The sequence below is a fragment of the Bradyrhizobium algeriense genome (assembly GCF_036924595.1).
Classification (GTDB): Bacteria; Pseudomonadota; Alphaproteobacteria; order Rhizobiales; family Xanthobacteraceae; genus Bradyrhizobium; species Bradyrhizobium algeriense.
In genome coordinates, this window is record NZ_JAZHRV010000001.1 from 6,145,366 (window position 1) to 6,170,292 (window position 24,927).

22 protein-coding genes and 2 pseudogenes are annotated in these 24,927 nt (G+C 58.4%); 16 read left to right on the plus strand and 8 right to left on the minus strand.

Annotated elements, in window-relative coordinates; translation table 11 throughout:
- The first annotated feature begins 41 nt into the window (after positions 1–41).
- The 5 genes from V1286_RS29670 (at position 42) to V1286_RS29690 (ending at position 5,524) form a co-directional block, all read left to right on the plus strand.
- On the plus strand, positions 42–251 hold the full coding sequence (locus tag V1286_RS29670; RefSeq protein ID WP_334485653.1) for a helix-turn-helix domain-containing protein: 210 nt from the start codon (positions 42–44) through the stop codon (positions 249–251).
- A 140-nt stretch (positions 252–391) separates the two neighbouring features.
- Positions 392–3,208 carry a primase-helicase family protein gene (locus V1286_RS29675; RefSeq protein WP_334485655.1) on the plus strand — a complete coding sequence of 939 codons (2,817 nt, stop codon included), beginning with the start codon at positions 392–394 and terminating at the stop codon, positions 3,206–3,208.
- Between the two features lie 633 nt (positions 3,209–3,841).
- The gene (locus V1286_RS29680) at positions 3,842–4,192 is read left to right on the plus strand and encodes a hypothetical protein (protein ID WP_334485657.1); all 351 of its coding nucleotides are present in this window, start codon (positions 3,842–3,844) and stop codon (positions 4,190–4,192) included.
- Positions 4,189–4,674, plus strand: a complete 486-nt coding sequence (locus V1286_RS29685; protein ID WP_334485659.1) for a hypothetical protein — start codon at positions 4,189–4,191, stop codon at positions 4,672–4,674. Before V1286_RS29680 ends, V1286_RS29685 begins: the two co-directional genes overlap by 4 nt.
- A gap of 133 nt (positions 4,675–4,807) precedes the next feature.
- Positions 4,808–5,524 (plus strand): TIR domain-containing protein, encoded by a 717-nt coding sequence (locus V1286_RS29690; protein ID WP_334485661.1) that lies wholly within the window; start codon positions 4,808–4,810, stop codon positions 5,522–5,524.
- Between the two features lie 284 nt (positions 5,525–5,808).
- Here the strand turns inward: V1286_RS29690 and V1286_RS29695 are convergent, their stop codons facing one another.
- From V1286_RS29695 to V1286_RS29715, 5 genes are all read right to left on the minus strand, one after another.
- Positions 5,809–7,593, minus strand: a complete 1,785-nt coding sequence (locus V1286_RS29695; RefSeq protein WP_334485663.1) for an adenylate/guanylate cyclase domain-containing protein — start codon at positions 7,591–7,593, stop codon at positions 5,809–5,811.
- 363 nt (positions 7,594–7,956) lie between these two features.
- A complete protein-coding gene (locus tag V1286_RS29700) occupies positions 7,957–8,988 on the minus strand; it encodes an IS110 family RNA-guided transposase (RefSeq protein WP_334485665.1) in 1,032 nt (343 codons plus the stop codon).
- Between the two features lie 246 nt (positions 8,989–9,234).
- On the minus strand, positions 9,235–9,699 hold the full coding sequence (locus V1286_RS29705; protein ID WP_334485667.1) for a cupin domain-containing protein: 465 nt from the start codon (positions 9,697–9,699) through the stop codon (positions 9,235–9,237).
- A gap of 586 nt (positions 9,700–10,285) precedes the next feature.
- Positions 10,286–10,762, minus strand: a complete 477-nt coding sequence (locus tag V1286_RS29710; protein ID WP_334485669.1) for a hypothetical protein — start codon at positions 10,760–10,762, stop codon at positions 10,286–10,288.
- 179 nt (positions 10,763–10,941) lie between these two features.
- The gene (locus V1286_RS29715; RefSeq protein ID WP_334485671.1) at positions 10,942–11,553 is read right to left on the minus strand and encodes a hypothetical protein; all 612 of its coding nucleotides are present in this window, start codon (positions 11,551–11,553) and stop codon (positions 10,942–10,944) included.
- Positions 11,554–11,680: 127 nt separating this feature from the next.
- Between V1286_RS29715 and V1286_RS29720 the strand changes: the two are divergent.
- Positions 11,681–13,134: pseudogene (locus tag V1286_RS29720) on the plus strand (IS1182 family transposase).
- 1,449 nt (positions 13,135–14,583) lie between these two features.
- Here V1286_RS29720 and bfr read toward each other — a convergent pair.
- Positions 14,584–14,901: pseudogene (gene bfr, locus V1286_RS29725) on the minus strand (bacterioferritin); the annotation flags it as partial.
- Positions 14,902–15,573: 672 nt separating this feature from the next.
- Positions 15,574–16,176, minus strand: a complete 603-nt coding sequence (locus tag V1286_RS29730) for a MarR family winged helix-turn-helix transcriptional regulator (protein ID WP_057852598.1) — start codon at positions 16,174–16,176, stop codon at positions 15,574–15,576.
- A gap of 96 nt (positions 16,177–16,272) precedes the next feature.
- Between V1286_RS29730 and rpoH the strand changes: the two genes are divergently transcribed.
- Together rpoH and V1286_RS29740 are read left to right on the plus strand one after the other, a co-directional pair.
- Positions 16,273–17,172 (plus strand): RNA polymerase sigma factor RpoH, encoded by a 900-nt coding sequence (gene rpoH / locus V1286_RS29735; protein WP_334485674.1) that lies wholly within the window; start codon positions 16,273–16,275, stop codon positions 17,170–17,172.
- Positions 17,173–17,352: 180 nt separating this feature from the next.
- The gene (locus V1286_RS29740; protein ID WP_334485676.1) at positions 17,353–17,589 is read left to right on the plus strand and encodes a zinc-finger domain-containing protein; all 237 of its coding nucleotides are present in this window, start codon (positions 17,353–17,355) and stop codon (positions 17,587–17,589) included.
- 240 nt (positions 17,590–17,829) lie between these two features.
- On the opposite strand, the gene V1286_RS29745 is transcribed toward V1286_RS29740, so the two are convergent.
- Positions 17,830–18,075, minus strand: coding sequence for a hypothetical protein (locus V1286_RS29745; protein ID WP_334483915.1), 246 nt, complete (start codon positions 18,073–18,075; stop codon positions 17,830–17,832).
- Between the two features lie 443 nt (positions 18,076–18,518).
- On the opposite strand from V1286_RS29745, the gene V1286_RS29750 reads away from it, so the two are divergent.
- The 8 genes from V1286_RS29750 (at position 18,519) to V1286_RS29785 (ending at position 24,870) form a co-directional block, all read left to right on the plus strand.
- On the plus strand, positions 18,519–18,770 hold the full coding sequence (locus V1286_RS29750) for a DUF1488 family protein (RefSeq protein WP_057902425.1): 252 nt from the start codon (positions 18,519–18,521) through the stop codon (positions 18,768–18,770).
- 236 nt (positions 18,771–19,006) lie between these two features.
- The gene (locus V1286_RS29755; RefSeq protein ID WP_057902424.1) at positions 19,007–19,375 is read left to right on the plus strand and encodes a VOC family protein; all 369 of its coding nucleotides are present in this window, start codon (positions 19,007–19,009) and stop codon (positions 19,373–19,375) included.
- Between the two features lie 82 nt (positions 19,376–19,457).
- Positions 19,458–20,153, plus strand: coding sequence for a cupin domain-containing protein (locus V1286_RS29760; RefSeq protein ID WP_334485678.1), 696 nt, complete (start codon positions 19,458–19,460; stop codon positions 20,151–20,153).
- A 54-nt stretch (positions 20,154–20,207) separates the two neighbouring features.
- Positions 20,208–20,540: a hypothetical protein gene (locus V1286_RS29765; RefSeq protein WP_334483926.1), complete on the plus strand. Its 333-nt coding sequence runs from the start codon at positions 20,208–20,210 to the stop codon at positions 20,538–20,540.
- 256 nt (positions 20,541–20,796) lie between these two features.
- Positions 20,797–21,615 (plus strand): Crp/Fnr family transcriptional regulator, encoded by an 819-nt coding sequence (locus V1286_RS29770; RefSeq protein ID WP_334485680.1) that lies wholly within the window; start codon positions 20,797–20,799, stop codon positions 21,613–21,615.
- A gap of 433 nt (positions 21,616–22,048) precedes the next feature.
- Entirely contained in the window at positions 22,049–22,732 is a 684-nt protein-coding gene (locus tag V1286_RS29775; protein WP_334485682.1) for an alpha/beta fold hydrolase, read from the plus strand.
- Between the two features lie 290 nt (positions 22,733–23,022).
- Entirely contained in the window at positions 23,023–23,211 is a 189-nt protein-coding gene (locus V1286_RS29780; protein ID WP_334485684.1) for a hypothetical protein, read from the plus strand.
- 333 nt (positions 23,212–23,544) lie between these two features.
- A complete protein-coding gene (locus V1286_RS29785) occupies positions 23,545–24,870 on the plus strand; it encodes an acetamidase/formamidase family protein (protein ID WP_334485686.1) in 1,326 nt (441 codons plus the stop codon).
- Positions 24,871–24,927: the final 57 nt, after the last annotated feature.

Here is a 24,927-nt window from a genome sequence, read left to right on the forward strand (position 1 = left end):
AAACGTATATTACGTAGCATAATAAATCATAGGATAGCACCATGAAGCCCGCAGTTCATAAAAAAACACAATTGAAACAGGTAGTTAATGGCATCGAGCGCCAGACTTATACAATCGAAGAGGCGGCCAAAATCCTGGGCATCTGCCGTGCAGTCGCCTACCGGAAGGGAGTGCTCCCTACCGTTCAGATCGCAGGTCGTCGCCTCGTTCCGAAGGTGGCCCTGGACAGGATGTTGGCCGAGACAGCGTGAGAGCGTTCGGGATGTTGAATGCTAATCCAAATCAACGGGCCCCTGCACGAGGCGCCGACGCAGACGTAAGCGGAGCCGCCGCCCTCCGGGTACATGCGTCTGCGTCCGTCGATACCGGGCTCAGTGATCTGGACGGAACGTTGGGGCCTGTCCAGCAGACCCAGCCGACGCTCGACACCGTGACTGACACCGGCAAGCCCGAGGACCCAGACGCCGGTCTGGACGCTCGCATAGCTACCCTCTTGCTGAAGAAGCCGACAACTGATCGGAATGCCGTACAGGCCTTCATGGCCGCCGTTGTGCCATGGCCCGCATCCCCCAATGACGCGGGCTGGGTCAACTTGCACTGGTCCTTTCCGGACAAGAACAGCACGGCCGTGCCGAAGACCAACGTCCTGAAGGGCGGCAAGCCCTGTAAGAACATCGCGGACTTCATGACGGACGTGGCGTGGCGGCTGCAGCGCCCCGAGGGTTTCAAGGACATGTTCTTCTGCACGTCGATGCAGCGAGACCATAAGACCAGCCCGAATGGTACGAGGCGCGCTGCCAAGTCTGGAGCCGCTGCGCTGGCCCTGACGTCGATCTGGGTGGACATTGATGTCAAGGCGGGTGACCCAAAGCACTATCACACCGAGGCCGAGGCGCTGAAGGCGATCCTGCTGTTTGCGAAGACAGTGAGGCTTCCAGACCCGAGCGCCATCGTGCGCTCTGGGGGTGGTCTTCACATCTATTGGATCAGCCGCGAGGCGCTCAGCCCACAGGAGTGGCTGCCATACGCGCAGGGGCTCAAGACCCTGCTGCGTGCCAACAACGTCCTCGCCGATACCGTCGTCACCACGGACGCAGCGCGCCTCCTGCGGGTACCCGGCACGCTCAATCACAAGCCGAAGTATCCGCAACCAATGCCAGTCGGACTAGTTGATGGTCTGCCTCTGGCGGTCTACGACTTCCCTAAGCATCTGATGTTTCTGCAGCAGTTCGCCGGACCGATGGTGGCGCCGACAGCCGCGCCAGCCCAGCACTCGATCTGGGCAGATGACCCAACAGTCCCGCCCTGTGCGCGTGACAGCTTCAAGAACGGCCCTGCGGCTGCGTTCGCTATGCTCAAGGATGAGCCCGATCTCAACGCAGGGATCGACAAGCACGAGGATCACAAGCTCGACCCCCGGCCAATCTTTACGAAATGCGGCTTCTACCGGGATGCCCTACTGAACGGCGGGAAGGACTACGACAACTTTCTCTGGCATCTCTCGATCCTTGGCACCACGTTCATGCAGAATGGCAATGCCATCGCACACGCGATTTCTAAAGACCACGCGACCTATTCCGAGGACGGTACACAGAAGGAGTACGATCGGGCGGTGGCTGAGCGGGCTGATCGAGGATTTGGATGGCCGAGCTGCATCACCATTGCAGGCGCTGGCTGCGAAGCGTGCAAGACGTGCCCGCTCCTCGCAAAAGGAAAGTCGCCCCTTAACATTAAGGCGGATATTACCGCCACGGTAAATCCTGCGGACGAGGTCACATCGCAAGCCAAAGTGAACCCCGGGAGCAATTCCGGCTATCAACATCTCCCTAATCCGGCCATGCGCCTTATGGGTCTGCGTGATCAAGGCGCCGATATCGACACACTGTTTGCCGTAATGAACGAGGCATTCGCGGTTACAAAATACGGTGGGCAGATTGTGATTGCCTTGCTGTTTGGTAATGACATCAGTTTCATGACCATCGATGACTTCCACAAGATGTTCGCCAATCTGGTGATCTTCAAACAGACAGCTACGACAACGGAAACCATCAAAGTGAGCAGGCGATGGTTCGAGTGGACGGGGCGCCGGCAATATCTCGGACGCGGCGTAGTATTCGAGCCGGGCGGTCCGCTCGATATTCCAAACGACATGCTCAACCTTTGGCGCGGCTTCGGCGTAACTCCTAAACCCGGTAACTGGGCCTTGTTGCGCTCGCACATGCTCAATGTAGTGTGCTCAGGAAACCAGCAGCATTTTGATTATCTGCTGAGGCTGTTGGCATATCGCGTGCAGCATCTTGGCACACAAACTGGGGTGGCGGTCGCATTGCTCGGCGCCCCAGGGGCAGGCAAAGGCGTCCTCGCCCGAACATTCGGCCATTTCTTTGGGAAGCACTTTGCTCATATCACCCACGGAGATCAGCTCACTGGTCGTTTCAATGCGGCCCTCGGTACGGCCTCTACGGTGTTCTTGGACGAAGCCCTGTGGGCTGGTGACAAGAAAGGCGAAGGCGTCCTGAAGGCTCTCATCACGGAGCCGCAGTTTCAGCTAGAGGCCAAGTTCCGTGATCCAATTATGGTCAAGAACTTGCTCTTCATCATGGTCGCGTCCAACAACGAGTGGGCTATCCCGGCTGGCATGGGCGATCGTCGCTGGTTCGTACTCGATGTTGCCGACACCTACGCCGGATTGGGCCATCAGACCTATTTCGCTCCGCTCTACGCCGAGATCGAAAACGGCGGGGCTGCTGCGATGCTGCATGACCTGCTTAACATGGACCTCAAGGCGTTTGATGTTCGGGCTATCCCACATACGGCTGCTAAAGCAAAACAGCAGGCGCTCTCATTACACGGTGCGCTGGCGTGGCTTTACGACGTCCTGCAGGAGGGCTCCATCAGCAGCGAGCAGTGGCAGGACGGCGGTCTGACCATAGACACCGATCGCGCCTATATGTGCTACGTAGAGTTCAGCAAACGCCAGCGCGACTGGAAACCTGAGATTAAATCAGTATGGTCAAAAAATATTCGGGCTGCCCTTGGTTCGCACATTAATCCTACTCGACCGACTAAGGGTAACACGCGCGTCCGCTCATTCCAGTTCGCGCCCCTCGACGACTGCCGGCGGCAGTTTGCATCCCACCTGTGCGCCCCAGACTTGGAATGGGAGATGGAGGGCCAACCAGACTATCAATCAGAGGAAACCGGCTAGGACGACGCCCGCCTCGATCCCCGACAATGAGTGCGAACTAGAGATAGAGAACGGGTCACCGGATTAAGGGCCAGGACCGAGCCACCGATGCAGGGCGAAGTGCAGCGTGGTGTCCGACCTACACCTACGTACGTCCAACCTCGCAATCGTAAGGTTGGACGAAAGAAATGCGTCACTTCCTTGATGCAGTCCAACCAGACCAACCTGTCCACGGCGGCGAATCCAACCCCAGTCTGCAGTTTGAGAGTGGGAGGGGCCTCGTTGAGAAATCGGCAGGGGAATAGAAGCCTTTCTCTTTCTTAATTTTGGTTGGACAGGTTGGACACCTTGGACCGGCACTGAAAAGCCCGAGGCTTCTCGCGTCCAACCAACGCGGCGTGCATCCGGACGTGCGGACCGGCTCATTCCCTCCCCGCCAAAGATAACAAAGGTAGCAAGGTTTCACCGCCCCCTCCACCACCGGCGCACGACGGCTCCCCGTCATCGCGGTGCTCACGTCCCACCTTGAAATCTTGAGGCGGCCCCAGCGGCGTTTGCCCCGGGTTTACCATTTCGCACCAGATTACTGGGTTCCGGAACATGTGGCGGATCGACCACGAAGTGGGTGGCCGATTTCCGCGGCAGGAGGTGCAAATGTCACTACTCAAGAGACTAGAAGAAGCGTGCGCGGAGCTTGATGCGCAGTATCAGGACCCCTGGCGTAAAAAGGTGGAAGCCGAAGTGCGCGGTAAGGATGCCATTTCCACCGCTGCGCTGCTCGACGCTGTTCGCGTGCCGGCTTCGACGGGCAACGCACGCCGCCTTGCTGCCATCATGCGCGACCTTCATTTCATTCCGATCAAGTCGCGGCGGCTCATGCCGGGCGGCCGGGCAGGAAACACCGTCACACGCGGCTGGGCACGCCCTGTTCGCACAATAAAGTCGTCCCCAACGACGAGCAACGCCGGTAGAGCCGGTCCTAACCTACAGGGGATGATCCAATGAGATATGAGCTTCGACAGGAAGGCAACAATTTCATTCACGTGGAGACGGGTCAGTCTGCAGGCTATGTTACCCCTCTGGAAAACGGCCGGGGGTTTAGTGTGCATCGCGATCTGACGGAAATTAACGAGCGCGATCAGATCGGCGTTGTCAAATCCATCCAAGAGGCGTTGCCTAAACTTAGCTATTACTATTTGAAGCACCTTCCGAAGTGGGTGCGCAGAAGAGACGGCCAATTTGGTGGGGACGCTGGGTACGTAATGTGTACGGTCTATTCCAAATGGTCTTTTTATGGGGTGTTTGAAGTAAAGCAGCAAGAAGACGGACAATGGGTTGCCACTCGCTGTACGGAAAAACTGCTTCGCGACGGCGAAGAAGTAACCTTCCCCACGGCGGAAGTAGCGCGCTACGTGGTCGATCGGCACAAGCGTGATGGTATTGCAAATTATCCGGCGCTCGATGACGGCTACTCGTGGGGAAATTAACCCGGTGGGACCGACTGGATACCAAACCAACGGTAACAAGGTTTCATTCCTTAGCTTTGCGCAACTTGGTCGTGCAGCGCCAGTCTGCTAAATCAATACAATATGATTGGGACAGAATGGCGCGGAGAATGGCATGAAACAATTTCACGGTTCGCTCGATGAGTTGAAGGCAGCGGTGGCCGCATGTCACCCGAATGGGGAATGGACCGCCGCTCCCACGAACGGTTTGCAGGCCTTCAGAGCAAAAACCGGAGAGGTATTGAATTGGTGGCCCACAAAAGGAACACTTCAGTTCCAAGGCAAAAACCAAGATGTGTTTCGAGATAAACTCGCTACGGCTTTGGGTGCACCTGCACCGGTCATTGCTGTCGCGCCCACGGCAAATGCGAAGATTTTTGTAGTGCATGGCCATGACCGCGATGCTCGCGATCAACTTGAACTCGTGCTGATGCGCCTCGGCCTTCAGCCGTTCATTTTGCAGAACTCGGATGGCGGCAGCAAAACCATCATCGAGGCGCTAGAGCAGCACATCTACCAAGAGGCGGCGTTCGGCATCATTTTGCTCACTCCTGACGACTACGGGTACGTCAAGACGGGCACGGACGCAGATCGACAGCCGCGTGCCCGACAGAACGTGATACTTGAGATGGGGATGATCATGGCAGCGCTCGGACGAAGCCGCATGGTCATCCTGAAGAAGGGAGCTTTAGAGCTTCCCTCGGATGCTGGGGGCATTTTGTATATTGAGTTCAACGACCACGTTCGCGAAATCACTCCTAAATTGGCGCAGCGACTTCAGAGCGCTGGTTTCGATATCGATCCACACAAGATCGCTGCTGCTTCCGCGTGATCACACCATGACAGCGAACGTTAGCGTAAGCAGATTGCAGCCTGGCCGGCGCACCGGTGACCGTCCCATTGCTGTAGTTCTGGCAAGTGCAAAGGTAGAACGTCCTCTCCGTGCGATACTTGGCCGTTTGCAGGCGTCTGAGCTAGGTCCGTTCGTCCCCCGATAACAGACGTTCGAGGACGGGGGGTGCTATGTCCGTTTCGTGCCAACAACGGACTCACAGGCAAACCTGCTCGATTTCCTCGTCGGCGGGGCTAGCGACGGTCAGCCCTCAAACGCGGCAATTACTCCGGCAACCCCGCCTTGCGCAAGGCGTCCGCGTATTTGGCGAAATGTTCTGGTCGAAATTGCATGAGGCGATCCTTGAGATTGGAAACGCACATGTCTGGATCGAATTGAAGCGCGCGCGCAATGGCCTGATGCGCGTCCTCGGAGCGCCCGGCCGAAGCGTAGCTTGCCGCTGCCACCCGTAAGGTGATGAGACTCGGCTGTTCCCGGACTGCCTTTTCCGCCCATAATGCCGCGTCGCTATAGCGACCAGCGAAAAAATGACCAATTGCGGTCACGGCCTGCATCGAGAACATGAGGGGGTCGAGCGGGCTTAGGCGCATAGCATGGGCCATGTGCTCGATCACCGTGTCCGTTTCGCCGAGCGAGGTTCTCACCCAGCCGCTGGCGGTCCACGCAGCCGCCAGGTTCGGATTGAGGACGAGCGCCCGATCGACCAACGCGGCGCCTCCTTCAGCATCATTGGCGACGTAGGCAAGCGCACATCCGCCGTAAGATAGCGCGACCGCGTCGTCCCTGCCCAGCGCCGCCGCCCGCTCTGCGAGGCGTTTCGTCTCGGCAATGTCTTGCGCGGGTTCCATCATCCAGCCATTCAACTTGCGCCAGACGTAGCACCACGCCGCCATGCCATAGGCGGTGGCAAAATCGGGGTCCAGTTCAGAAGCCCGGTAGAACAGCCGCAGCGCCTCAGCATTGGCCTCCTTGGTCCAGAGGTGGACGCTCGCGATCCCACGCAGATAGTAGTCGTAGGCGTCGAGGCTCTCCGTCGGCTTGCGCTTGGCGCGCTCGATCTCGGCTTGCTCCAGCTTCGGTGCAATCGCACCCACCACGCTCGCGGTGACCTTGTCCTGCAGATCGAAGATGTCATCAAGCCCACCATCAAACCGATCTGCCCAAAGATGTGCCCCAGTGGCGGTATCGACGAGCTGTCCCGTGATGCGCACTCGGTTGGCTGCTTTCCGGACGCTGCCTTCCAGCACGTAGCGCACCCCAAGCTCGCGCCCGACCTGCTTCACATCGACGGCGCGCCCCTTGTATGTGAAACTCGAGTTGCGGGCGATGACGAACAGCGCCTTGAAATGAGATAGCGCCGTGATGATGTCATCGACCATTCCATCAGCGAAGTAGTCCTGTTCCGGATCACCGCTCATGTTGGTGAATGGCAGAACAGCGATGGAGGGTTTGTCGGGGAGAGCGAGCGGCAGGGCAGTCTCGATCGGTGGCTTTGTTAGCATTGCCGGCGAAAAGTTTGGGCCGATGCGCACGCGCCAGACGCGCATTGGCTCGGCGATATTCTTCAATACCTGCGGACCCATATCGTCATAATCGATACCGATCTTGCCCCGAATTTGCCGATGAGCATCGTCTGAAATGCTGACGCCGCCAGGTTCTGCGATCCCTTCGAGACGCACCGCAATATTGACCCCGTCACCAAAGATATCATCGTCTGCGATGATAATATCACCGACGTGAATGCCGATGCGAAATTCGATCCGCATGTCCTGCGGCACATCGGTATTTTGCTCCGCCATGCTGCGCTGGATTTCGTCGGCGCATCGGACGGCATCGACCACGCTGGCGAACTCAACGAGAGCGCCGTCCCCGGTATTCTTGACGATGCGTCCGTGATGCTCAGCGATTTTGGGATCGAAAAGCGTCTTTCTGAGAGCTTTCAGTTGCGCCAGCGTGCCTTCTTCGTCGATCCCTATTAAGCGGCAAGAGCCCGCGACATCCGCCGCCAGAATAGCCGCCAGTCGCCGCTCTACGTGCTCGCTGCTCAAGATCGACCCCCGGGCTCGGGGAAATTGAATGGTTATATAGCAGGATTGTGGGCCGATGTCCGGCTATGCTCATGTCCGAAACGGGTCATGTGTGGACGACGCCCGCGTTGCAAGAAGAATCTGACGTTCGGCTTGCGGTCGGGTGCAAGTCATGTGTCCGGCCTGTTTGCGCGGCACCATGACCGCTGGCCCTGATGTAGTCCGCGGATCGGGTCCCAATCATTCGCACGGGCTTTGACGCCCATGACCCAGAAGCGGGTTGTCCCAATCGACGGCTCGACCGTTTCGCATCACGCCATCATCACCCTCGCAATTCGGTTGTCTTGCTCCGTCGTCGCCTCACGCTCCCATTGCCAAGCCTCTTTAGGCGGCTGCAGCAAGCTCCGGCGCTCGATAGTATCCTCCCTTGGCCATGATCGCCCAAGCGATGCGCGCCATCTTGTTGGCAACGGCAACGGCGACGAGCTTGGCCGGCTTCTTGGCCAGCAGCCTCATGACCCAGGGGTGCTTTTGCGGATGCTGCCGGGCGTGTCGAACAACAGCTGTTGCACCGATGACGAGCAACCGTCGGAGATAGCGATCTCCCTGCTTGGAGATGCCGCCGAGCCGCTCCTTGCCCCCCGTCGAATGCTGCCGCGGAACAAGTCCGATCCATGCCGCAAAATCCCGACCGGATTTGAAGTCACTCGGGTCTGTGACAGTAGAAGCAATGGCCGTGGCCCCGATCACGCCAATCCCGGGCACGGTCTCGAGGCGGCAGCTCATATCATTGGCACGATGATGGGCGTGAATGGCGCGATCCAGAGTCCCGATTTGCAATTCCAGAGCAGCGAGTTGATCGACGATGGCCTGCAGCGCCTGTTTCATCGCAGATGGAAGAGCTTCGCGGTTACTTTCGTCCGTGATGATCGCGGCGAGCTGCGCGAGACCTTCGCGCCCCGTCTCCGCAATGAGGCCGAACTCGGCAAGGTGGGCTCGCAGCGCATTGATCAGCTGCGTGCGCTGACGGATTAAAAGATCCCGCGTTCGATGCAACATCAGCAAGGCTTGCTGATCGGCCGACTTGATCGGCACGAACCGCATTGATGGGCGTGTCACGGCCTCACAGATGGCGGCTGCGTCGGCAGCATCGTTTTTCGACCGTTTGACATAGCCCTTCACGTAGCTCGGCGGCATCAGACGCACGGTGTGACCGAGCTTGGAGACTTCACGTGCCCAATGATGAGCGGTTCCGCAGGCTTCCATGCCGACCAGGCAAGGGGGAATCTTGCTAAAGAAGTCAATGACCTGCTTGCGCCGCAACTGACGAGTGATGACGACCTTGCCCGCACTATCCACGCCGTGCACTTGGAACACGTTCTTGGCGAGATCAACGCCGATGGTGCTAACCTGCATGTGGACGACCCCCTCCAGTGATTCGTTGTTGAACGATCACCCTTTGGCACATTCGATGCCGGGAGCGGGCGTCGTCCACCACATCATTCGCGTCGGTTTTGCCGCGCACCGATGACTTCTGGTCTACCCCTATAAACAGACATCGTTATTGTACGCCGGGATGTCTCACATGCGCCATTACGTGCTGTCAGTCGGGCCAGAAAAAGCCCGGCCGTTAAGCCAGGCTCTCCCGTTGGCGTGTTTATTTCACTGCGTCTTCTTGCGCGGGTCGTCAGCCGGGTTGATGTAGTCGATGCCTGCTGGCCCGAGATACTGAATTTGGATGATCGCCTCCTCGTTCCCTGTCCAAGCGTAATGTGGGTGGTTCGCCGGGTGCGTATACAACGAACCCGCCTTCAACATCTCGCTTTTCTTTTCTAACTTTTCACCCTCGCCGGTCCCGAAGGTACCGCTGATCACGGTGGCAACCTCGACAAAGGGATGAGTGTGTGGCGGAATTTGATAGTTAGGTGGAAACTTAACGCGTTGGACGACCATCTCAGCTTTTGCCGGATCGCCCAGAATGGTCGTGAATTGCGCACCCTTCGGTAGGGTCGGGCTGTCCTTCCAAGTCAGCGCATCGGGCTTCACCACGATCCCCATCATGGCACCTTGCGCCAATGCCGAACTCGCCAACGCGATCAAGCCGACCAAGATAAGAAGCTTTTTCATGGAAGTCCTCCCTGGCATGGTTGACTAAAAGCCCTGCGCGCCGCGATCGACACGCGTTCCAACGACGCGCCAAAGGTTCGTAACATTAGGGCAGTCAATGAGCGGCGGCCATATAAAATTGAGCGTGCGAGTGACCTCGAGCGCCCAGCCGCCTATGTCGGGCCCGGTTCCCAAACCATTTGGGGGAGCGCCCTTGCGGGCCTTAGTGGATTGTAGGGCATCGCCTCGGCGCTCGATTGACGGAAGGCGCAGAGGACCGCTTAGGGTCAATTGCGTCGTTTGACCTCTGCCTGCCATTTCCGGCCTACCTCGAACAACGGACATCAACAGACCGGTCTCGTTGGTCCGGTTCGTGCCAATTGCAGAACTAGGGTTTATCGGCTTCAGCTTTGTCCGCTTTATCGGAACAATTTAGTCTAGGGTCTGGGTAGCTTGGACACGGCGGCCACTCACGGAAGTTGGCCCTAACCTGCCGGGATTTCTCCGCCAATCCGTAACTGGCCCACAATGCCAAACAATAGACGCTGCCGCAGATCAGGCTGGTCGCGATCATGAGCGCAAAGACAACGCGTCGACCGTTTGTCATTTACTTATCACTCTTCAAAGCGATCCAAATGTCAGCTTGCATTTGGGAAAATTCTTTCGACCACTTCATCGGGTCGGATCTTTGATAATGACTAGCGTCTAGCACATGCCCGTGCTGCGGATCATCACGAAGCGCTCCCAGAACGATCCCTCGCCCGACATCAGTATGGGTGCAGGCAGTCGGAATAAAGATTATCGTCAGTGGGCCAACATCGATGGGGCCTTTGATCACCCTATCAACGCGCGCTTTCATTATGACCCACAGACGCCCCATGGCGTCGCTAACATTCCTTTTGGGGTCATAGATCGTCGCCTCAACAATCACAGGCGCATCAACGTCGGACGGAACATGCTCGAATAGGATACTGGCTGCCTGGTTGAAGCAGGCAGATGCACTGGTGCAGGTGACGAAGCAAAAGGACAAACAGATGAGCCATACGCGAACGAGGCTCTTTGCTGTGACGGTTGCAGTGTTCATGGCTGATACTATAGATGTAAACAGTCATTGCGCAACTTCCGCTACGGGGTCATTCGCGTCACTTTGACCGTGCACCGGTCACTTCCGGTCTTCCGCAACAAGCGACAATGCAGGAGCCGGTCGGCATGTCTCAAAGGTGCCAACAGCAGGCCCTGCCCGATTGTTTATGGACCTGCCGCTTAGTTCGGCATCCCGGGGAAAGACCAGATGGGCGCGTCCCAAATCGTTGTCCATCCGTCCTTGATGCCGCCGTGCGGCGTGAATTCAACGCGAACGACCACGAAGCTTCCGGTCCCGCGGTCTAGTCGATAGATGTGCCGGAGCCGCGCGGGCGAAGTGTCCGAGCCACTTTCAGCCTGAAAGACTTTGGCTTCCTTTTCCCATGTGATCACACCCGGCCTGGCTGTTGTACCAAAGCCGTCCGGGTGCACGATAATCGGGAATTCCACCGGCGTTGGCCTCAGCACGTTTGAAACGTCGAACACCTGATGTGAGCCAACGATTGCGGCGCAGAACACGATAGCAAGACGGCGGCCTTCCGGGCGTATGAAACGAGCTGGACGCTCTTTGATGTAATCTTTGTAGCGACAGCCTGATTGTTCGGCCGCAAGGGCAAGGGTGCCGGGCACCAAAGCGGGGTCCGAAACTTCAAACTCAGTTCGTCCATTGGCTAGCGTGCCCCACTCGCGACGTGTCTCCGTGCGATCCTGTGCAAGCACCGCTGCGGCCGAGTTGAATACCAACATCCAGGCGGCGACAAGTCGAGGAAGAATGGAAAGGATCGGGCGCATACTTGTTCTCTTTCAGGAGCCACAGTCGCAACTTAACTAATCCGTCTTATGATTTCCGCTATGGGTCCAGGCTGTGTGAAAACCCCGTCGATGCTATGATTCTCTTGCTGAATCGGCGGGGGAAGTGATGCGGGGTTTCGTTCAAGGGGCGGATCGCCAGCAGACGACGCTGTTGCCGGAATGCCTCGATGATTGGGTCGACGAGGGCAATTCTATTCGCGCGGTCGATGTGTTCGTGGATGCGTTGGAACTGCGCGACCTCGGGTTCGATGGCGTTGATCCTGCAGCGACCGGCCGGCCGGCGTACCATCCTTCGCCGATGCTCAAGCTTTACATTTACGGCTATCTCAACCGGGTGCAATCGAGCCGGCGGCTGGAGCGCGAGGCTCGCCGCAATCTCGAGGTGATGTGGCTGACCGGACGGCTCGCGCCGGATCACAAAACCATCGCCGACTTCCGCAAGGACAATGGCGCAGCGATCAAGAAGGTTTGCGCGCAATTCGTCGAGTTGTGCCGCAAGATGGGCCTGCTGACGAAGGCCAGCGTTGCCATCGACGGCAGCAAGTTCAAGGCCGTGAACAGTCGCGACAACAACTTTACGCAAGGCAAGATCCAGCGCCGCCAGAAGCAGATCGAAGAGAGCGTGGCGCGCTACATGAGTCAACTGGACACCGCCGACCGCCAGACTGCCGCAGGAGAAGAGCCGTCGGAAACGGTGCTGCTGACCAAGACGCGGCTTAGGGAAAAGCTGGCGAAGCTCGAAGAAGAAGTGAAACGGCTGGCCGCGATTGAAAAGGCATTGCTCGCCTCGCCCGACAAGCAGATATCGATGACCGATCCCGATTGCCGCTCGATGGCAACGAGCGGGCGCGGCTCCGGCATGGTCGCCTACAACGTACAAAGTGCGGTCGACACCACGAACCATCTGATTGTCGCGCACGAGGTCACCAACGTCGGCACCGATAGATCGCAACTGGCGGCGATGGCGCAGGCGGCGAAAGCCGCACTGCGCAGCGATCATTTGGACGTCGTTGCGGATCGGGGCTACTTTAAAGGTGAGGAACTCCTGGTATGCGAACAGGCCGGGGTCGCGGTGACGCTACCCAAGCGCAAACCTCGGGAGCCAAGTCGGCAGGCCGCTTTGGGAAACCTGATTTTGTTTATTTGGCCAAGGACGACGTCTATCGCTGCCCGGCTGGCGAAAAGCTGGCGCACCACTTCACCGCTGATGAAGACGGCCAGAAAATGCGGATTTACTTGACGAAGGCGTGCCGCACATGCCCGTTCAAGGATCAGTGCACAAGGTCCAACGAGCGCCGCATCAAACGCTGGGAACACGAACACGTCGTCGAGGCCGCGCAGATGCGGCTCGATCAGAACCCGCAAGCCATGCGTGTGCGCCGCGAAACCGTCGAGCATCCGTTCGCCACGCTGAAGATGCGGATGGGGGCGACACACTTTCTAATGAAGCGGTTGCCCAATGTCGCGACCGAAATGGCGCTGAACGTACTCGCCTACAACCTCACGCGCGTAATGAACATCGTCGGCATCAAGCCGCTCCTGGTGACAATCCGGGCGTGAAGAACTCGTGCTGTTATACGCATCGTGTGACCGTTCAGGTCGCTCGGCGTAGCCCGAGGTTGCGCCCGGGTTGACTCCAGACTCGATACAGCAAAAATACGCTCAGACCGTCGTGTCGACGCGGATCGTTCCCGGTTGCGTGCGGTTTTTGGGGGAGGAAAACCGTTTTTACACAGCCTGGGTCAAACTGAGAAGTCCGGGTGGGTCACCGGGAAGTCGGCTTTGCCTTCAAGAACGGACATCGTCAGACCGGTCCCGTTGGTCCGTTTCGTGCCAATTCCGGACTCATGCACCGCAGCAAACGACGTGCGTAGGATTGCCGTGATTTTACTCGATGTGCACTTTGACCCAGGTCAATTCTATTGGTGCTTGGGGGCGTATTAATATTTGGTCCTCGCATCGTAATTAGAGGCTGCGATGCAAGTTTTATCTACAGGAAGCGATGCCCGAGCGCACTTACCTGCTCCTCACGGTCGGGATCATCGCATTGATCTTCATAGTATCGATGACAATTCCTTTTGCCTCGATACTGATCGGCGCTGTTCTACTGCGTCACGCTCGATGGAAAGAGATAGTGCTGGTATCGAGCCTGGGCAGTGCGACGGGCGGGAACCGCCGATTGGTCTTGGCGCTGAAGAGCGGATGGTCGATACGAAAGCGATGGAGGTCGTCGTGGAGGAAGGCGACCGGCTTGTCTAGCTCTCCATCTCCTCCGAAAGCGATCGAGTTCGCGCAACGCTGGGGCAGACGTATACGCAACTACATTGCGCTCGATTCCAAAGTGCTCGGGATATTGCCGCGCATACGCGAAGATCGTTCAACTCTACCAATCGAGAGCCAATCGTTCGTCAGCAGCGGCGACGGCGTTTTTATCCCCGCATTTTCGTTTCCAGGATTTGGCTCAATACCAGGAGTGATACTGGCCAAACACCGACCCAAATTCCCAACCGCTCTGCGTGGGCTTCTTGCAAAGCCGCTCTTAAAGCAGGATCGCTAATACTGGCAAGGACTGGCCTTAGGACTTCAAGCTGTGGCCCAAAGTACCATACCACCCATGCGAACGGGATAGAAATTAGTCCCAACCAAAACAAGACTTGAGGTAACATTTTCATTTTTTCCTCCTTGTGTCGCAGAGTCTAGTCATTCAGCGCGAGTGCCTTTGAATGGAGGCCCCTACTAGACCATCTTGCTAGGCTCCTCGCTGTGCCGTCGTGGTGCTGCGTCTTCTCAGTTTGACCGGAGCCGTTGCCGGAACGCCGCGAGCCGCTTTTTCAATTCCGGATCTCCCTCCGGGAGGGCGATTGACGCCAATCCGGCGCGGCTGCAGCGCCGTCGAGCAGCGTGATGAACGCGCGTCGTTTCATTCGCACCTGGTCGGCCTCTTGTCCTCCAGGGAAAGGATAGCACACCTCGGTGGTGCAGGAGACCCTGCGCTGCGGAATTTCAACCCGTTGCGGCTTCCTGGTCGAGCGTGCGGGCGGAAATCTCCGCCGCCAGGTCGCAGTCAAGCACCTCTTTGACGTTCTGACCGATGCGCAGGGGATCGAGCAGTTGCAGGTTCGGGAAACCTTCGAGGAAAATGATTCGCATGACCAGCTTGTCAGCGTGCTCCATTTCTTCGATCGATTCCTTACGCCACTGCTTGGCCAGATCCTTGTAACCCCAATTGTCGAGCAGCCGGTAGTGCAACCAATATTGGTTGACCGCGGTCAATTCATGCCGCAGCGCCTTATTTAGAAATTCGACGACCTTTGCATCACCCTTCATAACCACGCTCCTGTTTTGGCCATGGTTCAGACTCTAGAAAATTTAGTCTGAACGATGCCACTGGATGGCGGCACCATTGAAGCCTAGGGCTGCTTGTCCGCGGGCGCAGCGAGTACGGCGCCGCCATCCGCACGACCGACTTTCGCTCCGTCAAAAACCTCGTCCATGATTTCTCGGATGTTGCGGGCGCAGCGACCGCAGCGGGCTCTGCAGCCAAGGCAGCTATAGACATAGCTGGTGGTTCGGCGCGTCGCAGTGTTGGCGACAGTTCGCACCTCGGTGTCGCTTAGGACGTTGCAGGAACAAACGATCATCGGAAGCCCGCTAGCTCCGTTCCTTGTCTGCTTTATCGCAGTCACCTTCGGACTTCGGCGCAAATCCCAGCGATTTCCGCTCTACCCCGAAGAACGGACATCGGCGACAGCCGATGCGATGTCCGTCTCGTGCCAGATTCGGAGACTCATGCACCGCAGCAAACAACTAAAATTATTCGATCACTTCGGCGAACAGAAAATGCGGGATTGTGATCTCGCCGAATTGGCCCGCGTGAAGAGAGTAGATTTCCCGAAAGCGATTTGCGCATGAGCGACAGAGATCACCCCAAAGCTCTGCGCCCTCTCGTTGACGACGAAGGTCAATTAAGCGTCCTTTCAGCAGATCGCAGTGGTGAACTCATTCATGGTGTCCGTCCTTGCGGTGCTCGTTCATTGGTTGAAAATGGACGCACAGAAGACCTACGTCCTCTGGCTGAATCGGAACACCGAGGAGCAGGCATTCAGCGGCCGAGGGGCCCGTGCTCGGCAGGTTGCCGCACATCTCTCTGCCGAAGTACGTGCAGTCCTGGCAGACACCGAAGCGCCGATGCGCCCCACTCGTAGCTAGAGTGGACAACACTTGGTGCAGGGCGCGGCGCATCGCAGTTCGCTCTGTCGCGTCGAGCGAATCCACGGCGCGCACCAGAACTTCGAACGGATCGCGTGCAAGGGCTTTTTTGCCCTTGCTCGTCAGTCGCAGACTTACGCTTCGCCCGTCCGTCTTGAATGGCTGTCGGACCAAGTACCCGCCCGCTTCAAGCGCCTTAATGGCTTGTGTTGCGGTGCCGCGGGTTGTCGCTTGAAATTCCGCGAATGCCGACGGGGTCCGCGAGAACGGGTTGGCACGGGCGAAGAAGCGGAGCGCCATCCATTGGGCCGGACTGAGCTCGCCGTCATAGCCCTCAGCTTGTACGAGCCGTCCCGCCTGCAGCAGGAGCTCTGCCGTTTCGCGCGCTGACATGTTTGCCTCTTCGAGATATAATAGCGTTTCGAAATTAACTTGACAACCGATTGGATGCAGATAATTTTGTTTCGAAACTAGTTTGAGGGCTTGATCATGGCCCGCAACGCGGCCCTGCCGATCCTTACAGCCGAACCCGGCCTCACCCGTTATCTTGAGGAAATCCGGCGGTTCCCGATGTTGGAACGCCGGGAAGAATACATGCTAGCCAAGCGCTGGCGCGAGCACGGCGATCGCGACGCGGCGCACAAGCTGGTTACCAGCCATCTGCGGCTCGTGACCAAGATCGCCAGGGACCATCGCGGCTACGGCCTGCCGATCTCCGAGGCGATCTCCGAGGGCAATGTCGGCCTGATGCAGGCGGTCGAGCGCTTCGAGCCGGAGAAGGGCTTCCGGTTCGCCACGTACGCCGTGTGGTGGATCAAGGCGGCGATCCAGGAATACATCCTGCGCTCGTGGTCGCTGGTGAAGATGGGCACCACGGCCAACCAGAAGAAGGTGTTCTTCAACCTCCGCAAGGCCCAGAGCAAAATCTCCATCCTCGACGATGGCGATATGCGGCTGGACCAGGTGAAGATCATCGCCCGGCGGATCGGCGTCACCGAAACGGACGTGATTTGCATGAACCGGCGGCTCGGCGGCGACGCCTCGCTCAACGCTGCGATCCGCGAGGACGGCGATTCCGGCGAGTGGCAAGACTGGCTGGTGGACGAATCCCCGGACCAGGAGACGACGCTCGCCGCGGGCGAGGAGTTCGATAACCGCCGCAAGACGCTGTCCGATGCGCTCACCGTGCTCAACAAGCGCGAGCGGCGCATCTTCGAGACGCGCCGGCTCGCCGAGGAACAGATCACGCTTGTGGAGCTGGCCGAGGAATTCGGCGTCTCGCGCGAGCGCGTGCGCCAGATCGAGGTGAGCGCCTTCGAGAAGGTGCAGAACGCAGTGAAGCACCCCGTCGCGGCGATGGCGACCCCGGCGTCTCTACAGGTGCGTTAGCTTCCAACCCTCTCCCTTGGTGGGAGAAACTGACGATGGACGTGTCGCTATGGGTACGTTTTACGGCAACCGAACGACGCGAGAGGGGCGCCGCTCACCGGGTGCTGATCGAGCCCTCGCTCGACGATCCATGCACGGCACTTCGCATCATCGATCGGGCGCCTAAGCCGCGCACTGCAGATGGAAAGTTATCCGACGTTTCATAACGAAGTCGGGGTGCCGATCGTCCGCATTGGCTGCCGCGAGTTCAAGTGCATTGGGGATAAACCGCCACAAGATCACCCACACATCTTCCTCAAGATGGGCGATGCCAGTGAGATCGTCTGCCCCTATTGCTCTACGCTATTCCGCTTCGATCCGAGCTTGGGCGCACACCAAGCTGATCCGGCAGATTGTGCTTACGGTGACAGGGACTGAGTCAAAAAGCAGCAACGCTGCTTCCTTCGTCATGCCGGCCGCAGCCAACCAGCCTCAGGCGCCATCGTCCCGCAGTTTCGGGGCGGTTCACCATGACCACGAACGATCCGAATTCGGCAGGATGCAAGCCGGCAGGATGCAAGCGTCACGACGGCCGAAGCTAGAGCTGCGGCAGCAGCGGCAATTTCCACAGGTCTCTTCATGCACGATGCGACTATCTGATTTCGGGGTCGTTCCCGTTCAGACTGCCGTTCGCAGCCGCCTCATCGTGAACTCGATCCCCCCGCCTGGCAGCTCGCGCCAGTGCTCGACCTCGCTCATGTAGGCCGGCTTCGGGTAGTGATCGAGGAACTCCCTGACCGTTTGGCGGGCGTCGTCACGGCGCTGGGTGAAGGTCTCTCGCACGAAACCATCGCGGGCGCGGTGCTGCGCGCGATGATCGCGCATCCGGTCCGCCAGCTGACGCGGGGTCTTGAGCCCTGCCATCGCTGCTACTCCATATAAAGCGATGCCTATTAGATTGGTGCGATTCCGGTCCGGGCAAGTCCGGAGCAACCCATTACTGCAAAGAAAAAGGCGCGCCACGGCACCCCGCAGCACTCCCGAAGCCGGAGAACCTTGATGGAGAGATGCCGCATAAATCCGCAGCCGAACTTTTGGCCGAGTGCCTTCTTCTGGCGATGGATCCGCACACGCGATGCATTTAGCGCGTTAATTCGCCTGTTCCCTAAAGGAACGGGGCCGAATTGGACCTACGGCAGGCTTGATCCGATGCCGACGCGAGCGGGCTTGGCCATTGCCCAAACGCTTATCGCGGCGGTCTAGGGAAGATGGGCGCTGGCAGATTGATGCGCTCATGCAGCCCTCGCTTGTAGGAGGCCGGATAAACCACCATATGTTAGTCTTACCCCCGTCTGAGGACCATTCTCATGGTTGTTGCTGGCGGCGATTACGTCCATTTCGTGGTGGAGTACGGCGGCAAAATCGAAAAGTGCCGGGTAACGGAGACTGCCCTTCTGAACAGAGAGCGTATGAGCAGAAGGGACGCAGGCCATGCACAACTCATCGCTATCTTTGTAAGGCACCGAGCCGAGATCGAACATCTCGCTCGCGCGAAGTTGCAGCGGGAGGGGCACTCTGACCGCGGTGTTGTAGTGACCACTGAGGATCTGAACCCTTGATGCAGGCTGGCTGTTCGACGCCAACTCTTGCGCAAGCGACGACGTGGCCACTAGCTGTTGAGCGCCGTTCGTTTAGGTTATCCGATGAACCGGCTTCGTCCATTGCGGTTATTCCTGCCCCAGTCGATCCATGAGGCGACGGTCAGCCCGTACGTCGCGCACTCGGCTTTGTTCTGACCCGTGGAGAAGTGTCGGCTACAAGTGGCGCGGGGAAATGAAACAGGAGAGTTCTGTCCATGATCGAGGGGATCAGCGCGGTCACACTGGGCACCCACGAAATGCCACGAGCTGTCCGGTTCTACGGCGCGCTGGGGTTTGAGGTCCTGCATGGCGGCGAAGGGTCGTCCCTCACCAGCTTTCGAGCAGGGGCGAGCTTTCTTAACCTCATCGCCCAGCCAGCCGAGCGGCGCTGGTCCTGGTGGGGGCGGGTAATCTTCTACGTTGCCGATGTTGACGCACTTTACGACCGTGCGCTCGCAGCGGGATACCAGCCAGCTACCGTGCCCCGCGATGCCGAATGGGGTGAGCGCTTCTTCCACCTAATTGACCCCGACGGCCACGAACTCAGTTTCGCTCGGCCTTTGCTCCCGGTTTCCGTCCAATAGCAGCTCGAAGCGGCCTCCCATTCCAAGAAGCGCTGGGAGAGCGTATGGTGCTGCGATTATCCGCTGAACCTGGGAGGCAATCATGCAATTCAGGACAACCGGACTACTGTTGCTCGGCGCGATGGCGCTTCCCGCCTCCGGGACCGCACAAATCACCCCCGCTCCACCGGCAATTACACGAACAGTGATCGCCGCAACCAAACTGCCGACCGTCACAGACGTGCCGCTCCATTTCAAAGCAGTGAGCGTCACTCTTCAGCCGGATGAGAAGAGCGGCGTTTTGGGAGCCAACGGCATCCTCTACCAGATGTCAGGATCGACCGAGGTCGCGCTCGATGGCGAGGCCAAAATGGTCAACGCCGGAGAGGGGCTGTTCATCGCCGGCGGAAAGACCGCGGCGCTAACGGCGGGCAGCGGAGGGCCATCGACTTTCCTCCACTTCTTCCTCGCGCCCGCCGTGGACTTGGGTCGGCCTGCCGAGACGGCACCTGCCGCCGTGAGAGAATTGTATCGCACAGCGAATCCGATCCCCGACCTGAAGCCAGGCGGTTATGATCTCAATCTCACGCGAGTCACATTTCCGGCGCGGATGCCCTCCAACCCTCCACACCATCGGTCAGGCGCGGCTCTATATTTTATCATCTCCGGCACCGGGGCCAACACGGTCGACGGTAAGACAGAAGCAAGGGGACCGGGTTCTTTGATCTATGAACCCTACGGCCTCGTGCACCAATGGGGAAACCCAGGCGACGAGCCGTTGATATTCTTGGCCTTCTAGCTACCGACGGGCGGCCAACAGTGTCATGCCCGCATTCCACTCCTGGAGGGCGCGATGGACGACGACAAGGATAAAAACGTAATCGAGAAGTTGGTCGATAAGATCAACGACGCCGTCGAAAACATAACAACCACGGTATCGGACGCCGTGCAACATGCAATGGAGCCAGACCCCGTGAAGCCGGGCGAACAACCCGTTACCTATATGCCGATGGCCGGTGACGGTTTACTAGCCGACCCTATGATGCCGCCATTTGTGGTAATTCCTCGTCGAAAGAAATCAACTTCGAAGAACGCGCCAAAAGAGTCTGGTAAGAACGCGGCTAAGAAAACCGTCAAGAAGTCAGCAACGACCGCTAAGAAGGTTGCAAAGAAAACGAAGCGATGAAGTCGAGGCGAAAGTGAACTCGACTCTCAAAGTTTGGACGCCGGGAACACGGACTTTGATCGATAAGATTTAAGGCCGATCTCAAGAAGCGTGCGGAGAAGAAGGCCAAACGAATGCTCCTGAAGGAGCCCAAATGGCAGGCGAAACGTTAAGGGTTAATCGATCACCTCGTCGGAAGCGCTGCGTTCTTTGAACAGCGTTCTCAGCAAGCGTTATCCGACCGAAATACCGACGGCTTTGCGCGGGGGAAGATCCGATGGAGTCGAGCAGTGCAGATTTTTCGACGATACTAAACCGCATTCTTGATACGGCGGCGGACAACCTCAGGATCGCAAAGATTCTGGTTCAGATGGGCCTCGATCCCAACAGCATCACCTACGACGCACTATTCAATCGGCTGCTGGAAATTGTGCTAGCCAACATTACGCTTGCCAACATGTTCGCTCTGGTTGGCGCCATCTTTCTTGTCGCTACCTTGCTGATGCATACAATGGTGCCGCTGCGCGTCGCGAACATGGCCGGCTGTACATTCTTCGTCGCCTTTGGCGCGCTTTCAGGAAACGTCGCGACTTTTATCTTGTATCTGCTGTTGCTGCCTATCAATGCAATTCGCCTCCGTCAAATGCTCAATCTGATCAAGAGGGCACGTATCGCGACGGAGGGCGATACCTCATTGGAATGGCTCAAACCTTTCATGACCGAGCGCAAATATCGCCGGGGCGATAAATTGTTCAAGAAGGATGATGCGGCCACCGAAATGTTCTTGACGGTCACAGGAAAGTTTTTGGTCAGGGAAATCGACGTCGAACTTCCGCCGGGACGACTGATGGGCGAGCTTGGTTTCCTTACTCCCAATAAACGGCGAACCGCGACCGTCGAATGCATTGAAGACGGGCAGGTGATGACTATAACTTATGATAGGCTGCTCGAGATCTACTTTCAAAATCCGCAATTCGGTTACTACTTTCTCGTGCTGACCAGCCAGCGCCTGCTGGAGAACATCTCGCGGCTAGAAGGAATTATCGCACAAGAAAAAGCCGCGCGGCAGACTCCAGCCACGGATGATATAGCTTAACCGTTGGCTCTTGATGTCCGCACTTTGGGTAACAGGACGTCCCCACGCAGTGCGGGTCTCGCGACGCAACGATATCCGGTGGGTCATTCGCGGCGATTTGCCGGTGCACTGACCACTTCCGATCTACCCCGATAAGCAGACATTCGCAGGGTGCGTCGGCATGTCTCAAAGGTGCCAGAAGGCGACATGCACCCTTCCGCGGCCCGCGACTGTGCAGTACCATCGTGACCGGCGGGACGTGCCGCAGCCCAGCTTGTTCGCGGCAAACTCGCCTGGCTGTCACGATGTCCTTCATGGAAAGCCTCTTTAGCGAGACCGTTGACCTTGGAGAAGAAGACCGGCGACCTGAACGACTAAATCGTTATGGTTCCGTTGCGGTCACGATCCGCGAACCGACGAACCGACGGGATGTGAGACGGTGGCTAATGCATTGATGACGACATTCGTTCTAATTCCCGGAGCTGGCGGTGCTGCATGGTATTGGCATCGCGTCCTGCCATTGCTCAAGCAAGCCGGTCACGAGGCGCTTGCCGTCGACCTCCCCGGTGACGACGCTCACGCAGGCCTACACGCCTACGCCGACCTCGTCGTCGCCTCGATCGGGAAGCGAAACGACGTGACACTCGTTGCCCAATCGATGGGCGCATTTACGGCAGCGCTCGTGTGCACTCGCGCTCGGACGCCGATTCGCATGCTCGCCTTCGTGAACGCGATGATCCCTCTTCCCGGCGAAACGGCCGGTGAGTGGTGGGATCACACTGGATGGCTCGAAGCGCGGAAGGCTGCGGCCAAGCGTAGTGGCTACAGCGTCGAGTTCGATCTCGCCACGTATTTCCTCCATGATGTGCCAAAGGATGTCGCCAAAGAAGGAGCCGCGCACGAGCGCCAGGAATCCGAGATCGCCTTCAGCGAGCCCGCGAACTTCCAAGCGTGGCCCGACGTTCCGATTCACGTGGTAGTTGGTAAAGACGATCGGTTCTTTCCGCGTGACTTTCAGGCGCGCGTGGCACACCAGCGGCTCGGCAAGACCATTGACGAAATCCCAGGTGGCCACCTGGTTGCGCTCTCCCATCCACGCGAACTCGCCGAACTCCTGCTTGCCTACGTCGCGCAATAGGGTATGCGAGCCATTGGAGCGATTTTGCAGCCCGCTGCCCGGCCGCGAGGCCACTCTGAGCTGATTCAGGTCAGTCCGGTCGGTTTGATCACGAGCCGACAACTTCCCATCCAGTTTTATAAGCAGACTTGGTCAGCGTCGGTCGGCGTGGCATGTTGCGGAAATTTACTAGCCAAGCTTGCCCCCTAACATTTGATTTGGTGGACGACGGTCTCTTCTCGATAAGATGGAGATCGAGGCGACGATTTCTTTCGACTGGCTTGCAAGGCCTGTCGTCAGGGGAAATCGCGATGACCGTCAAGGAGCTCATAGTTCGACTGCAGGCGCTTCCCAACCAGGATGCGCTTGCAATTATTGCAAGCGGCAATGCAAACGAGTGGCTGGTAGCCACTGGCATCGTTGAGCGCGGTATTTCACCGTCACCTGCAAACCCGGATTTTGTCGTACCAGGCAAAGATCCTGGCGTGGAGATCATCTAGCGGCTTCTCCTGCCAAACGAAAATTAATTCGCGACGGTGCCAACCACACCTAAGTCCTGTAACACCGTCTGGTTTTGGTCCAATTCCGGACTGTTCCAAATAGGCGGGTAATGTGGTACTGAATCTCTCTCGGCACGCCAAAGCGATGTGAGCTTTGGGAGAGGCCCGCGATAACTCCGCGATCTGGCCATACAGGCGAGGTGACGTTTCCATCGCGCGCGTTGCCCGACAGCAAGTGAGTGCGGGTAGCGGTCCATTGACGCGGCGACGCGAGAGTTAACTTACCGCGCAAGACGGTCCATGGCGGACGGGGCGTTTGCTTAGGGGGTCATCATGTCGGTGAACCACGGCGACGGAAATGAGAACGCCCACCCTCACCATCACGCCTGCACCAATCTCTTTGGCTGCGGCGACGAGAAGGGCACGGGCATCATCCGCGAGGACATCAAGGATGCCGCGTTCGACAATCGCGCGTCCGATACCCTCCTCCACATGGACGAGGTCGATCAGGAGACGCTCGACGGCTATCTGTCGGCGCGCGGTCATTGGCGGCGCAAGTTCCTGCAAGCAAGCAGCTTCATGGGTGCGCTCGCCGCGATCGAGCCGTGGTTTGCGAGGCTGGCGCGGGCGCAGGAGGCCGGCGCGGCGCCAAAGCGCCAATCCGATCGTGGAGGCCGCGTGCACGTGGTCCCGTCGACTAAGGAGACGGTGCAGCTCGGCGTGTACGACGCCAACCTAGCGCCCATTCTCGCGATCGATTCAGGCGACGTCATCAGCTTTCCCGATACCTGGTCGCACTTCCTCAATGAAATGCAGCCTGGCGTGCCGATCGACAGGCTGGCGAAGCTGCGGGTCGACAATCCCGGCAGAGGGCCGCATTCGATCATCGGACCGATCGCCGTAAACAAGGCCGAGCCGGGCGATGTGTTGGAGATCCGCTACCAGCGGATCCGTCCCTACGAATGGGGCGCCGTCTTCAACAACCCGGGCTCGCTGGGGACCGGCCTGCTGCCGCAGGACTATGCTCAGGGGCAGATCAAGTATGTCGATCTCGACCTGCGCGCCATGAAGGGCAAGTTCATGCCCAACATCACCATTCCGTTGAAGCCCTTCCAAGGCACCTTGGGCGTTGCGCCACCCGATGGCTATTTCCCGCCCTTGAGTCCCGGCGTCACCAGCTCGGTGCCGCCGGGCCCGCACGCGGGCAATCTCGATCTCAGCGAGCTGTCCGAGGGCTCGACGCTCTACATCCCGGTGTGGAAGCCGGGCGCCCTCATCTATACGGGTGATAGCCACGCGGTGCAGGGGGACGGCGAGATTTCGCTCACAGCGCTGGAGACGCGGATGAAAGAGCTGCGCATCCAGATCATCCTCCACAAGCAGAAGAACCTGGCCTGGCCCGTGGCGGAGACGGACACACATTGGATCGTCATCGGGCTCGACAAGGACCTGAACACGGCGATGGCACTTGCTGCGCGCAATGCGATCAAGTTCCTGGCGACCCGGGCGAAGATCAGCGAGCTCGACGCCTACGCGCTGTGCAGCGTGGCGGTGAGCTTCCGCGTGACCCAGGTGGTAGACATCGTGCGCGGCGTCCACGCACTGATACCGAAGACCATCTTCGCTCCCCAGCTCAGGCGCGAGATGACGATGGTGTGAGCGGCTCGAGTGCGGCGCCGACTTCCGCTGTGGGTCAATCGCGTCGGTTTGACCCTC